The following is a 13,918-nucleotide window of genomic DNA, read 5'->3' as shown; positions in this document are numbered from 1 at the left end:
GGCCCGGTTCCGGTGCACCGACCTCCCGGGCACCGGAACCGGGTCCGCCGTCAGATGCCCGCGGCCTTCGCCAGGTCCCGCTTCAGCTCGGCCAACACGGCCGCCGCCTCGGTACGGGCCCGGGGCAGGTCCTCGTGGGAGGCGACCGGAACGACGGCCTCCAGGTAACACTTCAGCTTGGGCTCGGTGCCGCTGGGCCGCACGATCACCCGGGCGCCGTCGAGGGCGTAGCGCAGACCGTCGGTCGGCGGCAGCGCCTGGGTGCCCTCGGTCAGGTCCTCGGCCCGGAGCACCGGCCGGCCCGCCAGCACGGTGGGCGGGTGCGCGCGCAGCGCCCGCATGGCGTCGGCGATCACCGACACGTCCGCCACCCGGACGGAGAGCTGGTCGGTGGCGTGCAGACCGTGCTCCACCGCGAGGTCGGCCAGCAGGTCCAGGAGCGTGCGCCCCCGTTCCTTCAGCTCCGAGGCCAGCTCCGTGATGAGCAGCGCCGCCGTGATGCCGTCCTTGTCCCGGACGCCCTCCGGGTCGACGCAGTACCCGAGCGCCTCCTCGTAGCCGTACCGCAGACCCTCCACCCGGGCGATCCACTTGAACCCGGTCAGGGTCTCCTCGTACCCGACGCCGGCCGCCGCCGCGATGCGGCCCAGCAGCGACGAGGAGACGATCGACTCGGCGAACACGCCGGTGGCGCCCCGACGGACCAGGTGCGCCGCGAGCAGCGCCCCGACCTCGTCGCCGCGCAGCATCCGCCAGTCGCCGTCGGCGCCGTCCGGGACGGCCACCGCACAGCGGTCCGCGTCCGGGTCGTTGGCGATGACCAGGTCCGGGCGGGCGGCACGGGCCGTCGCGAAGGCGAGGTCCATCGCACCCGGTTCCTCCGGATTGGGGAACGCGACGGTCGGGAAGTCGGGGTCCGGCTCGGCCTGCTCGACGACCAGCACCGGAGCGGGGAAGCCCGCCCGGGCGAACGCGGCCAGCAGGACGTCCTTGCCCACGCCGTGCATCGCGGTGTAGACGGTGCGCGCGGTGCGTGCGGAGCCCGGGGCGAGGACCGCGTCGGTCCGGGCCAGGTACGCCGCCACGACCTCGTCGCCCAGGGTCGTCCACCCGTCGTCCGGACGCGGCACGTCCGCGAGGGCGGCCACCGCCGCGATGCGGTCGGCGATCTCCGCATCGGCCGGCGGCACGATCTGCGAGCCGTCGCCCAGGTAGACCTTGTAGCCGTTGTCCCGGGGCGGGTTGTGGCTGGCGGTCACCTCGACGCCCGCGACCGCCCCGAGGTGACGGATGGCGTACGCGAGGACCGGGGTGGGCAGCGGGTGCGGCAGCACGGCCGCGCGCAGTCCGGCACCCGTCATCACGGCGGCCGTGTCCCGGGCGAAGTCCGCCGACTTGTGGCGCGCGTCGTAGCCGATCACCACCAGGCCGCCCGCGTGCCCCTCGTCCCGCAGGTACGCGGCCAGGCCCGCCGCGGCGCGGATGACCACGGCACGGTTCATCCGCTGGGGGCCCGCGCCCAGCTCACCGCGGAGCCCCGCGGTGCCGAACTGGAGGGTGCCGCTGAAGCGGTCGGCCAGTTCGGCGAGGGCTGCCGGGGCGTCCGGGCCGTCCAGCCGGGCCAGCAGGTCGGCCAACTCGTCCCGGGTTTCCGGGTCGGGGTCCTCGGCCAGCCAGGTCCGGGCGCGGGTGATCAGCTCGTCGTGCTGCACGGTTGTGCCTCTCGGTGTCCGGGGTGGGCGGTGCCCACGCTGTCAGATGCGGTCCAGCACCTGGGCGAGCAGAGTGCCCATCCGGGAGGCGGAGTCGCGACCGGCCTGGAGGACCTCCTCGTGGTTGAGGGGTTCCCCCGTCATGCCGGCGGCGAGGTTGGTCACCAGCGAGATGCCGAGCACCTCGGCGCCCGCCTCGCGGGCCGCGATGGCCTCCAGCACGGTGGACATCCCGACCAGGTCGGCGCCGATGGTGCGGGCCATCCGGATCTCGGCGGGCGTCTCGTAGTGCGGGCCGGGGAACTGGGCGTAGACGCCCTCTTCCAGGGAGGGGTCGATCTCCTTGCACAGGGCGCGCAGCCGCGGCGAGTACAGGTCCGTGAGGTCGACGAAGTTCGCGCCGACGATCGGGGAGGTCGCCGTGAGGTTGAGGTGGTCGCTGATCAGGACCGGCTGACCGGGGCGCATGCCCTCGCGCAGACCGCCGCACCCGTTGGTGAGCACGATCGTCTTGCAGCCGGCGGCCACGGCGGTGCGCACGCCGTGCGCGACCGAGGCGACGCCGCGGCCCTCGTAGTAGTGGGTGCGGCCCAGGAAGACCAGGGCGCGCTTCTCGCCGATCCGGTACGAACGGATCCGGCCGCCGTGACCCGCCACGGCGGGGGGCGGGAAGCCCGGGAGGTCCGTCACCGGGAACTCGTGCTCGGGCTCGCCCAGGGCGTCGACCGCGGGGGCCCAGCCGGAGCCCATCACGAGGGCGACGTCGTGGGAGTCCGCGCCCGTCAGCTCGCGGAGGCGGGTTGCGGCGGTGTCCGCGGCGGTGTGCGGGTCGCCCTGGATGTCGTCCGGAAGAAGAGATGCGTTCACGCGCATGAGCGTAGCTCGATTTCACCTACGCGCGTAGACCTAATCTTCGAGCGCGCTCCGATCGTTGCCTGGTTGTTTCCGTCCCCGGTTCCGTGGGGGTGCGGTGGCTCTTGTCGTGCGCTGTGCTCCGGGTGCGCTGCTCTGTGCGGTGCGCTGCCGATTTGCGCAGTTCCCCGCGCCCCTGACGGGGCCACCCGAACGGACGGCAGCCGAAGCGCCCCGAAGGGGCGCGGGGAACGGCGCGGATGACGACAGCGCACCGCACAGCACAACGCACCCCCACCGGAGCGTCCCGATAGGGGCGCGGGGAACGGCGCGGGCGACCACGACGTACCCGCACGGCACCGCGCAGCGCTCAGCAGGGACGCTTACGGAGCTCCATGACGTAGTCGTGGGGCGCCCCCGCCGACTCAGCCGCGTCCGCGAGCTCCCCGAGGTACCGGGCGGACGGCAACCCGCCTTCGTACCCGTTCAAGACGTACACCCACGCGGGCTCCTCCGCGTCCAACGTGTGCACCCGCACCCGCATCCGGCGGTAGATGTCGAGCCCGACCCCCTCCCACCGGTCCATGGAGTCCTCGTCCATGGGCGCGATGTCGTACAGGGCGACGAAGACCTGCGACCTGGGCGCCTCGACGATCGTCGCGAGGGCGCCCTCCCAGCCCATGTGCTCACCCCCGAAGGTCAGCCGCCAGCCGTTGAGCCATCCGGTGGCGCGCAGCGGCGAGTGCGGTGCGCGGCGCGTCATGAGCCGCGCGTCGAGATTGCCGGCGTACGCGGCGTAGAGCGACATGGAGTCGAGGGTACGGCAGCCGCGCCATCTGCCCCTCCCGTAGCGGAAGTGCCCCTCTGAAGAGGGAGGCTGCGGCAGCCGGCCCCCCGGAGGCGCGGGTTTTGAAGCGTGCGGGACAATGGGGGACGTGACTCGGATCGTGATCATCGGTGGTGGGCCCGGCGGCTATGAGGCGGCGCTGGTTGCCGCCCAGCTGGGCGCGGAGGTGACCGTCGCCGACTGCGACGGTCTGGGCGGAGCGTCGGTGCTGACCGACTGCGTGCCGTCGAAGACGTTGATCGCGACCGCCGAGGTGATGACCACCTTCGACTCGTCGTACGAGGAACTGGGGATCATCGTCGCCGATGACACCCCCCACGTGGACACGCCCGCGCGTGTCGTCGGCGTGGACCTCGGCAAGGTCAACCGTCGGGTGAAGCGGCTGGCCCTGGCGCAGTCGCACGACATCACCGCGTCCGTCACCCGGGCCGGCGCCCGCGTGGTGCGCGGTCGCGGCCGGTTGGAGGGGCGGCAGGCGGCGGACGGCAGCCGTACCGTCGTGGTCACCGCCGCGGACGGCACCGAGGAGCGGTTCGTCGCCGACGCGGTGCTGATCGCCACCGGCGGGCACCCCCGGGAGGTGCCCGACGCGCAGCCGGACGGGGAGCGCATCCTCAACTGGACGCAGGTGTACGACCTGGCCGAACTGCCCGAGGAACTCATCGTCGTGGGTTCCGGCGTCACCGGAGCCGAGTTCGCGGGCGCCTACCAGGCCCTGGGCTCCCGGGTCACCCTGGTCTCCAGCCGGGACCGGGTGCTGCCCGGTGAGGACCCCGACGCGGCGGCCGTCCTGGAGGACGTGTTCCGGCGGCGCGGCATGAACGTCATGGCCCGCTCGCGCGCCGAGTCCGCGAAGCGGGTCGGCGACCGGGTGGAGGTCACCCTGTCGGACGGCCGGGTCATCTCCGGCACGCACTGCCTGATGGCGGTCGGCGCGATCCCCAACTCCCAGGGCATGGGCCTGGAGGAGGCGGGCGTCCGGGTCAAGGACTCCGGCCACATCTGGACGGACCGGGTGTCCCGGACGTCCGCGCCCGGCGTGTACGCGGCCGGCGACGTCACCGGCGTGTTCGCGCTGGCCTCGGTGGCGGCGATGCAGGGACGCATCGCGATGTACCACTTCCTGGGCGACGCGGTGACCCCGCTCAACCTGAAGACGGTCTCCTCGAACGTCTTCACGGACCCCGAGATCGCCACGGTGGGCTACACCCAGGCCGACGTGGACGCGGGCAAGATCGACGCCCGGGTCGTCAAGCTGCCGCTGCTGCGCAACGCCCGGGCGAAGATGCAGGGCATCCGGGACGGCTTCGTGAAGATCTTCTGCCGTCCGGGCACCGGCATCGTGGTCGGCGGCGTCGTGGTGGCCCCCCGGGCCTCGGAGCTGATCCACCCGATCTCCATCGCCGTGGACAACAACCTGACCGTGGAGCAGATCGCCAACGCGTTCACGGTGTACCCGTCGCTGTCCGGGTCGATCGCCGAGGTCGCGCGGCAGCTCCAGACCCGCAAGTCGGAGGGCGAGGGCTGAGTCCCGCCGGTCGGCACCGGGTGCGACCCGCCCGGTGCGATGCGGGGCGATCGGGGTTTATACCACTGTGCGTGGTCCTGTGCGAACAACTTCCGCTCTTCGCCGCAAACTGCTGAAAGCAGATGGTCGTTGGGGTTACTGTCAGTTTCGTGTTCGCTGCAGAACGTCGTCAGTTGATTCTCGAAATGGTGCGCGCCAACGGAGCCGTTTCGCTCCGTGAGCTCGCCCGCGTCGTCCAGACCTCCGAAGTGACCGTACGGCGGGACGTACGGGCGCTGGAGGCAGAAGGACTCCTCGACCGCCGCCACGGCGGTGCGGTACTGCCGGGCGGGTTCACCCGGGAATCCGGCTTCCCCCAGAAGTCCCACCTCGCGACCGCCGAGAAGACGGCGATCGCCGATCTCGCGGCGGGCCTCGTCGAGGAGGGCGAGGCCATCGTCGTGGGGGCGGGGACCACCACCCAGGAGCTGGCCCGCCGGCTCGCCCGGGTCCCGGGCCTGACGGTGGTGACCAACTCGCTGCTGGTGGCCCAGGCCCTCGCCCACGCCAACCGGGTCGAAGTGGTGATGACCGGCGGGACCCTGCGCGGTTCCAACTACGCCCTGGTGGGCAGTGGGGCCGAGCAGTCCCTCCAGGGGCTGCGGGTCTCCCGGGCCTTCCTCTCCGGGAGCGGGCTGACCGCCGAACGCGGTCTGTCCACCTCCAACATGCTGTCGGCCAGTGTCGACCGGGCCCTGGTGCAGGCCGCCGCGGAGGTCGTGGTTCTCGCCGACCGCACCAAACTCGGCACCGACACCATGTTCCAGACGGTGCCGACCGATGTGATCACCCGGCTCGTCACCGACGAACCGCCCGCGCACGACGACCGGGCCGCCACCGAACTCCAGGCGCTCGCCGACCGGGGCGTCCAGATCACCGTCACGGGCGGCGGCAGTGGTGGCGCGGCTGCCGAAACGGCTCCGGCGGGCCGCCAGCCGCGCCGGGACGTCAACCTGCCGGGGCCGCGCCGCGGCCCCCAACTGCGCAGTGCCGCCTCGGTGCTCGCAGAGGGCGGCGGACCGGGCGAACGAACCGCTTCCCGGGTCGCTGACCTGCGGCGTCGCTGAGCGTCTGGGCCGGTCGGGTCCGGGCCGGTCAGGTCGGGTCCGGGCCGAGCATCGGACCGTCAGGCGCGGATGCCGCGCAGCGTCAGGGACAGCAGTCGGTCCGCGAGGTGCGGGTCGCCGGGGGTCTCCTCGGCGGCCAGCGCGATCGCGTTGGTCAACTGCATCAGGTCCGAGACCGAGACGTCGGAGCGCACCGCTCCGGAGTGCTGGGCCCGGGTCAACAGGGCGGCGCCGGCCTCCCGCATGGGGGTGCTGCACCGGGCCAGGTCGGAGGTGTCGTCGTGGCACGCCGTCATCAGGGCCCGTGACAGGCCCCGGTACTCACCCGCGTGGGTGATGATCGCGCGCAGCCAGGCGACCAGCGCCGTACACGGTTGGGGGGCGTCCAGGAGGGCCCGGGAACGCGCCAGCAGATCGTCCCTGGCGTCCTCGAACACCGCGCTCATCAGGGCGTTGCGGTTGGGGAAGTGGCGGTACAGGGTGCCGATGCCGACCCCCGCCCGACGGGCCACGTCCTCCAGGGACGTGCCCGTGCCGTGTTCCGCGAAGGCGGTACGGGCCGCCGCGAGCAGCCGTTCGTAGTTGCGGCGGGCGTCCGACCGCATGGGCCTCGTCTCGTGCCGTCCGGCCAGGGCCACCGGCCCCGGGGCCCGTGCCGTGTGCTCCGCGGCTTCCGGGTGCCGCTCCCCACCACCGATCATCGGTCCTCCTCCCGCCTGCGCGCGTCCCCAGCATGCCACCCCCCGGCGCGAGGGCGGGGCGGCAGGGGGAACACGGCTGCGGGCCGTCCCCGTGGGGGACGGCCCGCAGTGGGTCCAGGTGCCCGGGTCAGTCCTTGATCTCGCAGATCAGGGCGCCGGAGGTGACCGCGCCGCCCACCTCGGCGGCGAGGCCCTTGACGGTTCCCGAGCGGTGCGCGTTGAGCGGCTGCTCCATCTTCATGGCCTCCAGGACGACGACGAGGTCGCCCTCCTTGACCTCCTGGCCCTCCTCGACGGCGACCTTGACGATGGTGCCCTGCATCGGGGACGCGAGGGCGTCCCCGGAGGCCGCGGGGCCGGACTTCTTGACGGCCCGTCGCTTCGGCTTGGCACCGGCGGCGAGCCCGGTGCGCGCCAGCGACATCCCGAGGGAGACCGGCAGCGACACCTCCAGGCGCTTGCCGCCGACCTCGACCACGACCGTCTCACGGCCGCTCTCGTCCTCGGCCTCGGTGTCCGCGGCGGCGGAGAACGCCGGGATGTCGTTGACGAACTCGGTCTCGATCCACCGGGTGTACACGGTGAACGGCGAGGCGGTGAACGCCGGGTCGACGACGACCTTGCGGTGGAACGGGATCGCGGTGGCCATGCCCTCGACGCGGAACTCGTCGAGTGCCCGGGCGGCCCGCTGGAGGGCCTGCTCACGGGTGGCGCCGGTGACGATCAGCTTGGCGAGCAGCGAGTCCCAGGCCGGGCCGATGACGCTGCCGGACTCGACGCCGGCGTCGAGCCGCACGCCCGGACCGGTCGGCGGGGCGAACAGGGTGACCGTGCCGGGGGCGGGCAGGAAGTTGCGCCCCGGGTCCTCGCCGTTGATGCGGAACTCGAAGGAGTGACCCCGCACCGGCGGGTCGTCGTACCCGAGGGCCTCGCCGTCGGCGATGCGGAACATCTCCCGCACCAGGTCGATGCCGGTGACCTCTTCGGTCACGGGGTGCTCGACCTGGAGCCGGGTGTTGACCTCCAGGAACGAGACGGTGCCGTCGGCGCCCACCAGGAACTCGACGGTCCCGGCACCGACGTAACCGGCCTCCTTGAGGATCGCCTTGGACGCCGAGTACAGCTGGGCGTTCTGCTCGTCGGTCAGGAAGGGCGCCGGGGCCTCCTCGACCAGCTTCTGGTGGCGCCGCTGGAGGGAACAGTCACGGGTGGAGACGACCACGACGTTGCCGTGGGTGTCGGCGAGGCACTGGGTCTCGACGTGTCGCGGCTGGTCCAGGTAACGCTCCACGAAGCACTCGCCGCGCCCGAACGCGGCGACCGCCTCCCGGACGGCCGACTCGTACAGCTCCGGCACCTCGTCCAGGTTCCGGGCGACCTTCAGCCCGCGCCCGCCGCCGCCGAACGCCGCCTTGATCGCGATGGGCAGCCCGTGTTCCTTGGCGAAGGCGACGACCTCGTCCGCCCCGGACACCGGGTCGGGGGTGCCGGCGACCAGCGGGGCGCCGGCACGCTGCGCGATGTGGCGGGCGGCGACCTTGTCGCCCAGGTCGCGGATGGCCTGCGGCGGGGGACCGATCCAGGTCAGCCCGGCGTCCAGCACGGCCTGCGCGAACTCCGCGTTCTCGGAGAGGAAGCCGTAACCCGGGTGCACGGCGTCCGCACCCGAATCCGCCGCCGCCTTCAGCACCTTGCCGATGTCGAGGTAACTGGTGGCGGGGGTGTCGCCGCCCAGCGCGAACGCCTCATCCGCCACCCGGACATGCACGGCATCACGGTCCGGCTCCGCGTAGACCGCCACACTCGCGATCCCCGCGTCCCGGCACGCCCGGGCCACTCGAACCGCGATCTCGCCCCGATTGGCGATGAGCACCTTCCGCACGATGGCTCCCTCCTAGCAGTTTCCGCCGGGGGCCGATCCCCGGACCACCGGCCCGGTACCCGGCCCGGTACCACGGCCCGGAGCGGTCTACGGGTTCCCCGTGCCGATCACTTCGCATGACTTTTCCCGGAACACACCGAGTTTAGGGACTGCCGACACGGCCGTACGACCCGTCCCCCTTGGTGAGGTTGCCCACACGGAGCGTGAGAACGGGTCTCGTTCGGTGTGAAGTTCCTAGTCACGGGCGGTGTGCGGAAATCCTCTTCCGAACCCTAGCCCGGTTGTGTGGCCAAGGTCTCTATGAGAGGGCACTGCGGAGGATCGTGAATCTTTGTGGAATCCCTACGAATGGCCCAACGCCCAAGGGGCACGCCGAACGCCCCACCCGCCGCCGCGCGGGGTACGGGGCACCCCCACCCCGCCCCCCTGGGTGACAGGGGTGGCCCGGTGCGCAGGGGCACCCCGGGGTGCCTTCGGCGTCGGGTCGCCGGGGGCGTGCTGCGCACGGCACAGTGGCCCCGTGACGGAACGAGGGCTGGAACCGGACGGAACGATCGCCCGCGAGGGCGCCCTGGACCGGGTGCCGGCAGCGTTCGTCCCCGTCGTCGACGCGGCCCGCGTCCAGCTCAGCGCCACGTTCGACGGTGCGCGCCTGCACAGCGCCTACCTCTACGGCAGCATTCCCCGCGGCACCGCCACGGTCGGGGTCTCGGACCTCGACCTCCAACTCGTCCTCCACGACGAGCCCTCCGACGTCGACCGCGCCGCCGCCCGGGCGACGGAAGCCCGGCTCGACCTCGCGTTCGGGCAGATCGACGGCGTCGGCATCCTGCTGACCAGCGCACGGGTCCTGCTCAGCGACCTCGAACGGTACGACGGGGGGGTTCTTCACCGCCTGCCTCTGCACCCCGTTGCTGGGCCCCGACCTCGCCGGGGAACTGCCCCGGTACCGCCCCACGTCCCTGCTCGCGCGGGAGACCAACGGCGACCTCGGGCGCGTGCTTCCGCGCTGGCGGGCCGCCGCGGCCGAGGTCACCTCGGACGCCGACCGCCGGGCCCTCGGCCGGCGCGTCGGCCGGCGCCTCGTCCGTACCGGATTCACCCTGGTCATGCCCCGGTGGGGCGGCTGGACCAGCGACCTCGACCGGTCCGCCGAACTCTTCGGCCGCTACTACCCCGAGCGCGCCCGGCAGATGCGTCTCGCCGCGGACACCGGCCGTGCGCCCGCACCCGATCCGGCGGTGCTCGGCATGCTCATCGACGACCTCGGCCCGTGGCTCGCCGCCGAGTACACGGCCGTGCACGGCGAGAAGGCGCCCCGCCCCTGACCGGTGACCGACCGCCGGCGCACCCGTCAGCGCGCCGGAGTCACCCACAGGTCCGTGATGCCCACGCCCAGCTCCGCCAGCAGGCGCCGCAGCAGCGGCAACGACAGCCCGATGACGTTGCCGTGGTCACCGTCGATGCCGTCGACGAACGGGGCCGACCGTCCGTCCAGCGTGAACGCGCCCGCCACGTGCAGCGGCTCCCCCGAGGCGACGTACGCGGCGATCTCCGCATCGGTCGGCTCGCCGAAGCGGACCACCGTCGACGCGACCGCCGAGGCGTACCGTCCGCTGCCGGCGTCGTACACGCAGTGGCCGGTCTGGAGGGTGCCGGCCCGCCCCCGCATCGCCTTCCAACGGGCGGTGGCCTCCTCCGCGTCGGCGGGCTTGCCGAGGGCCTGACCGTCCAGGTCGAGCACCGAGTCGCAGCCCACGACCAGTGCCGCCGCCCGGATGACGTCGGGCCGGGCGGCCACCACCGACGCCTTGGCCTCGGCGAGCGCCAGGGCCAGTTCCGCGGGGGTCGGCGCGGTCACGGCGTCCTCGTCGACCCCGCTCACCACCACCTCGGGGTCGAGCCCCGCCTGGCGCAGGAGACCGAGACGGGCGGGGGACTGGGAGGCCAGGACGAGGTGGCGGGCTGCACTCATGGGCCCAGCGTAGAGGGAGCGTCCGGGCGCGCCGCGCGGGCGGGCCGGCCCCGGTCGGACCCGTCAGCGCAGGCCGAGCGCCACCATCGCCAGGATCATGGCGAGGGCGAGCACCAGCCCGGCTCTGCGCAGCATGCCCTGCATGGCGCGCATGTCCTCGGGCGGTTCGTTCTCGGGGTCGGACCACAACATGCTCCCGATGCTCCTGCGCCCGGGGAGCCCCCGCCTGAGTACGGGTACCTAACTTGCCGCGGCGGGCGCCCCGGGTCCCGTTCACCCCGGCCAGTAGGTGCGGGTCCAGGCGGACGGGCCGGGCGCGGGCAACCGGGTGCGGGCCAGCCGGGACGGGTGGGACCAGGCGTCCGCACCGGCCGTCGGCTCCCCGGGGGCCGCCGCGGGCGCGGCGGCCCGGGCCCGGACCACCGCGAGGGCGGCGGCCAGCTCCTCCGGCGTGGGATTGCCCTTCACTACCTTGATCATCACGGTGGCTCCTCGGGGTGCGGCGGAGGACGGCGAGGGGGACTAGAGCGGGATGTTGCCGTGCTTCTTCGGCGGCAGGCTCTCCCGCTTGGTGCGCAGCTGACGCAGGGCCCGCACCACCTGGCGACGCGTCTCGGAGGGGGCCACCACCGCGTCGACGTACCCCCGCTCGGCCGCCGTGTACGGGTTCAGCAGGGTGTCCTCGTACTCCTGGATGAGCTGCTGGCGCACCTCCTCGCGCTGCTCCTCGGGCGCCCCCGCGATGGTGCGCCGGTGCAGGACGTTCACCGCGCCCTGGGCGCCCATGACGGCGATCTGCGCGGTCGGCCAGGCCAGGTTGAGGTCCGCACCGAGGTGCTTGGACCCCATCACGTCGTACGCGCCGCCGAACGCCTTGCGGGTGATCACCGTGATCAGCGGGACGGTGGCCTCCGCGTACGCGTAGATCAGTTTGGCGCCCCGGCGGATGATGCCCTCGTGCTCCTGGCCGACGCCCGGCAGGAAGCCCGGCACGTCCACGAAGGTCAGCACGGGCACGTTGAAGGCGTCACAGGTGCGGACGAAGCGGGCGGCCTTCTCGGACGCGTCGATGTCCAGACAGCCCGCGAACTGGAGCGGCTGGTTGGCGACGATCCCCACCGGGTGGCCCTCCACCCGGCCGAAGCCGGTGAGGATGTTCGGCGCGAACAGCGGCTGGGTCTCCAGGAACTCCGCGTCGTCGAGGACGTGCTCGACGACCCGGTGCATGTCGTACGGCTGGTTGGCGCTGTCCGGGATCAGCGCGTCCAACTCCCGGTCCTCGTCCGTCAGCTCCAGGTCCGCCGGTTCCGGGAACACCGGCGGCTCACTCAGGTTGTTCGACGGGAGGTACGACAGCAGCGACTTGACGTACTCGACCGCGTCCTTCTCGTCGCCGGCCATGTGGTGCGCGACCCCGGAGACCGTGTTGTGGGTGCGCGCCCCGCCCAGCTCCTCGAAGCCGACGTCCTCACCGGTCACCGTCTTGATGACGTCCGGTCCGGTGATGAACATGTGCGAGGTCCGGTCGACCATCACGGTGAAGTCGGTGATCGCCGGCGAGTACACCGCACCGCCCGCGCACGGCCCCACGACCAGCGAGATCTGCGGGATCACCCCGGAGGCGTGGGTGTTGCGGCGGAAGATCTCCCCGTACATCCCGAGCGCCATCACGCCCTCCTGGATGCGGGCGCCGCCCGAGTCGTTGATCCCGACGACCGGACAGCCCGTCTTCAGCGCGAAGTCCATCACCTTGACGATCTTCTGGCCGTAGACCTCGCCGAGGGCGCCGCCGAAGACCGTGAAGTCCTGCGAGAACACCGCCACCGGTCGGCCCTCGACGGTGCCGTACCCGGTGACCACGCCGTCCCCGTACGGGCGGTTGTCCGCCAGGCCGAAGGCGGTGGACCGGTGCCGGGCGAACTCGTCCAGCTCCACGAAGGAGCCTTCGTCCATCAGCAGGGCGATCCGTTCACGGGCCGTCAGCTTGCCCTTGGCGTGCTGCTTCTCGACCGCGCGCGCCGACCCCGCGTGGGTGGCTTCCTCGACGCGGCGCCGCAGATCGGCGATCTTGCCCGCGGTGGTGTGGACGTCGATCGCCGGGTCCGCCGCGGGGGCGGGTGCGGACACGGTCGTACGGGGCTCTTCCGGCTTGGACATCGGGTGCGGCTCCCTGCGGAGAAGGACGGCCGGCGCCCCGGGACGCCGGCGGGTCGTCGCGTCCTCGCGGGGCCGCCGGACGGGTGACCGGGGCTGATTTCTCGTAGCGTAGTGGGGTGGATACCGTTCGGCAGTGCGGCGTTTACCACACCTAGGGTGGGTTGCATGACGCCCCCGGATGCTGAAGCCAACCGCTGGTCCGACCTGGACCGGCCGCCCCTGAACGCGGCGGCCCTCCGTCGTGCGCTGGTGCGCCCCGACTCCCTGTGGACCTCCCTGGACGTGGTCCGCGAGACCGGTTCCACGAACTCCGATCTCACTGCCCTCACCGCCCGAGCGGCCCGCCCCGGTTCGCTGCCCGAGGGCGCCGTCCTGGTCGCCGAGGCCCAGCACGCGGCCCGGGGGCGTCTCGACCGCCGCTGGAGCGCACCGGCGCGCTCCGGTCTGTTCGTGTCGGTGCTGCTCACCCCGGGGGACGAGCGGCGCGGCGCGGTGCCCGTGGACCGCTGGGGGTGGATCCCGCTGCTCGCCGGGGTGGCCGTCGCCACCGCACTGTCCCGGGCCGCCGGGGTCGACACCGCGCTCAAGTGGCCCAACGACCTGCTCGTCACCGTCGACGGCGAGGAGCGCAAGGCGGGCGGCATCCTCGCCGAACGGGCCGGGGACGGTTCCGTCGTCCTCGGGATCGGACTGAACGTCAGCCTGACCGCCGACGAGCTGCCCGTGCCCGGTGCCGGTTCCCTGCTCCTCGCCGGTGCGCGGACCACCGACCGGGACCCCCTGCTCCGGGCCGTCCTGCGTTCCCTGGAGCAGTGGTACGGGGACTGGCGCGCGGCCGGCGGCGACCCGGTGGCCTCCGGCCTCCAGGAGACGTACGCGGCGGGGTGCGCGACCCTGGGGCGCCGGGTGCGGGCCCTGCTCCCCGGCGAACGGGAGGTTTCCGGCGAAGCGGTCGCCCTGGACGGGGACGGGCGGCTGGTCATCGCCACCGACGAGGGAGGGCTCCAGTCCGTCGGGGCGGGCGACATCGTCCATCTGCGTCCGGCGGAGTCCGGCTGACGGCTCGTGACTGCGGCGATGGAGGGGTTCCGGGCGGTTCGCGGGAACGGACCGTCCGGTCGGGAGTGAGCCACGGCACAGCTGTCGTACTGTGTGTGT

General features: G+C 73.0%; 12 protein-coding genes and 1 pseudogene. 4 read left to right on the top strand and 9 right to left on the bottom strand.

From position 1 onward, the window contains the following. Positions 1-50: 50 nt before the first annotated feature. The 3 genes from ACFYOU_RS02050 to ACFYOU_RS02040 form a co-directional block, all read right to left on the bottom strand. Positions 51-1,712: a phospho-sugar mutase gene (locus ACFYOU_RS02050; protein WP_391302792.1), complete on the bottom strand. Its 1,662-nt coding sequence runs from the start codon at positions 1,710-1,712 to the stop codon at positions 51-53. A 42-nt stretch (positions 1,713-1,754) separates the two neighbouring features. Beyond that, the gene (locus ACFYOU_RS02045; RefSeq protein WP_385486299.1) at positions 1,755-2,579 is read right to left on the bottom strand and encodes a purine-nucleoside phosphorylase; all 825 of its coding nucleotides are present in this window, start codon (positions 2,577-2,579) and stop codon (positions 1,755-1,757) included. 355 nt (positions 2,580-2,934) lie between these two features. Further along, positions 2,935-3,372 (bottom strand): gamma-glutamylcyclotransferase, encoded by a 438-nt coding sequence (locus tag ACFYOU_RS02040; RefSeq protein WP_351240199.1) that lies wholly within the window; start codon positions 3,370-3,372, stop codon positions 2,935-2,937. A gap of 118 nt (positions 3,373-3,490) precedes the next feature. On the opposite strand from ACFYOU_RS02040, the gene ACFYOU_RS02035 reads away from it, so the two are divergent. After that, complete coding sequence (locus ACFYOU_RS02035; RefSeq protein ID WP_385486297.1) at positions 3,491-4,939, top strand: NAD(P)H-quinone dehydrogenase; 1,449 nt, start codon at positions 3,491-3,493, stop codon at positions 4,937-4,939. A 149-nt stretch (positions 4,940-5,088) separates the two neighbouring features. Beyond that, the gene (locus tag ACFYOU_RS02030; RefSeq protein ID WP_389761776.1) at positions 5,089-6,045 is read left to right on the top strand and encodes a DeoR/GlpR family DNA-binding transcription regulator; all 957 of its coding nucleotides are present in this window, start codon (positions 5,089-5,091) and stop codon (positions 6,043-6,045) included. Between the two features lie 59 nt (positions 6,046-6,104). Here the strand turns inward: ACFYOU_RS02030 and ACFYOU_RS02025 are convergent, their stop codons facing one another. Both ACFYOU_RS02025 and ACFYOU_RS02020 read right to left on the bottom strand, forming a co-directional pair. Further along, positions 6,105-6,650, bottom strand: coding sequence for a TetR family transcriptional regulator (locus ACFYOU_RS02025; protein ID WP_391303761.1), 546 nt, complete (start codon positions 6,648-6,650; stop codon positions 6,105-6,107). A 223-nt stretch (positions 6,651-6,873) separates the two neighbouring features. Continuing rightward, complete coding sequence (locus ACFYOU_RS02020) at positions 6,874-8,628, bottom strand: biotin carboxylase N-terminal domain-containing protein (RefSeq protein ID WP_391302788.1); 1,755 nt, start codon at positions 8,626-8,628, stop codon at positions 6,874-6,876. Positions 8,629-9,148: 520 nt separating this feature from the next. Between ACFYOU_RS02020 and ACFYOU_RS02015 the strand changes: the two are divergent. Continuing rightward, positions 9,149-9,956, top strand: a pseudogene (locus ACFYOU_RS02015) (nucleotidyltransferase). Positions 9,957-9,982: 26 nt separating this feature from the next. Here ACFYOU_RS02015 and ACFYOU_RS02010 read toward each other — a convergent pair. The 4 genes from ACFYOU_RS02010 to ACFYOU_RS01995 all read right to left on the bottom strand — a co-directional run bounded on the left by ACFYOU_RS02010 (position 9,983) and on the right by ACFYOU_RS01995 (position 12,760). Then, complete coding sequence (locus tag ACFYOU_RS02010; RefSeq protein WP_391302786.1) at positions 9,983-10,603, bottom strand: Maf family nucleotide pyrophosphatase; 621 nt, start codon at positions 10,601-10,603, stop codon at positions 9,983-9,985. A gap of 63 nt (positions 10,604-10,666) precedes the next feature. Then, positions 10,667-10,795, bottom strand: coding sequence for a morphogenic membrane protein MmpB (gene mmpB / locus ACFYOU_RS02005; protein WP_385486289.1), 129 nt, complete (start codon positions 10,793-10,795; stop codon positions 10,667-10,669). 81 nt (positions 10,796-10,876) lie between these two features. After that, the gene (locus ACFYOU_RS02000; protein WP_387001365.1) at positions 10,877-11,086 is read right to left on the bottom strand and encodes an acyl-CoA carboxylase epsilon subunit; all 210 of its coding nucleotides are present in this window, start codon (positions 11,084-11,086) and stop codon (positions 10,877-10,879) included. A gap of 39 nt (positions 11,087-11,125) precedes the next feature. After that, on the bottom strand, positions 11,126-12,760 hold the full coding sequence (locus ACFYOU_RS01995) for a carboxyl transferase domain-containing protein (protein WP_391302783.1): 1,635 nt from the start codon (positions 12,758-12,760) through the stop codon (positions 11,126-11,128). 165 nt (positions 12,761-12,925) lie between these two features. Between ACFYOU_RS01995 and ACFYOU_RS01990 the strand changes: the two genes are divergently transcribed. Further along, positions 12,926-13,819 (top strand): biotin--[acetyl-CoA-carboxylase] ligase, encoded by an 894-nt coding sequence (locus ACFYOU_RS01990; RefSeq protein WP_391302781.1) that lies wholly within the window; start codon positions 12,926-12,928, stop codon positions 13,817-13,819. Positions 13,820-13,918: the final 99 nt, after the last annotated feature.

It is taken from the genome of Streptomyces sp. NPDC005955 (assembly GCF_042871255.1).
Classification (GTDB): Bacteria; Actinomycetota; Actinomycetes; order Streptomycetales; family Streptomycetaceae; genus Streptomyces.
Note: the sequence above shows the minus strand (reverse complement) of the source record. Positions and strands in the feature narration are given on the sequence as shown.

Bases quoted from the DNA above. Each gene is read 5' to 3' on its own strand.
- ACFYOU_RS02040 (WP_351240199.1), bottom strand. From the start codon at position 3,372: ATGTCGCTCTACGCCGCGTACGCCGGCAATCTCGACGCGCGGCTCATG.
- ACFYOU_RS02035 (WP_385486297.1), top strand. From the start codon at position 3,491: ATGGGGGACGTGACTCGGATCGTGATCATCGGTGGTGGGCCCGGCGGC.
- ACFYOU_RS02025 (WP_391303761.1), bottom strand. From the start codon at position 6,650: ATGCGGTCGGACGCCCGCCGCAACTACGAACGGCTGCTCGCGGCGGCC.
- ACFYOU_RS02010 (WP_391302786.1), bottom strand. From the start codon at position 10,603: ATGAGTGCAGCCCGCCACCTCGTCCTGGCCTCCCAGTCCCCCGCCCGT.
- mmpB (WP_385486289.1), bottom strand. From the start codon at position 10,795: ATGTTGTGGTCCGACCCCGAGAACGAACCGCCCGAGGACATGCGCGCC.
- ACFYOU_RS01995 (WP_391302783.1), bottom strand. From the start codon at position 12,760: ATGTCCAAGCCGGAAGAGCCCCGTACGACCGTGTCCGCACCCGCCCCC.
- ACFYOU_RS01990 (WP_391302781.1), top strand. From the start codon at position 12,926: ATGACGCCCCCGGATGCTGAAGCCAACCGCTGGTCCGACCTGGACCGG.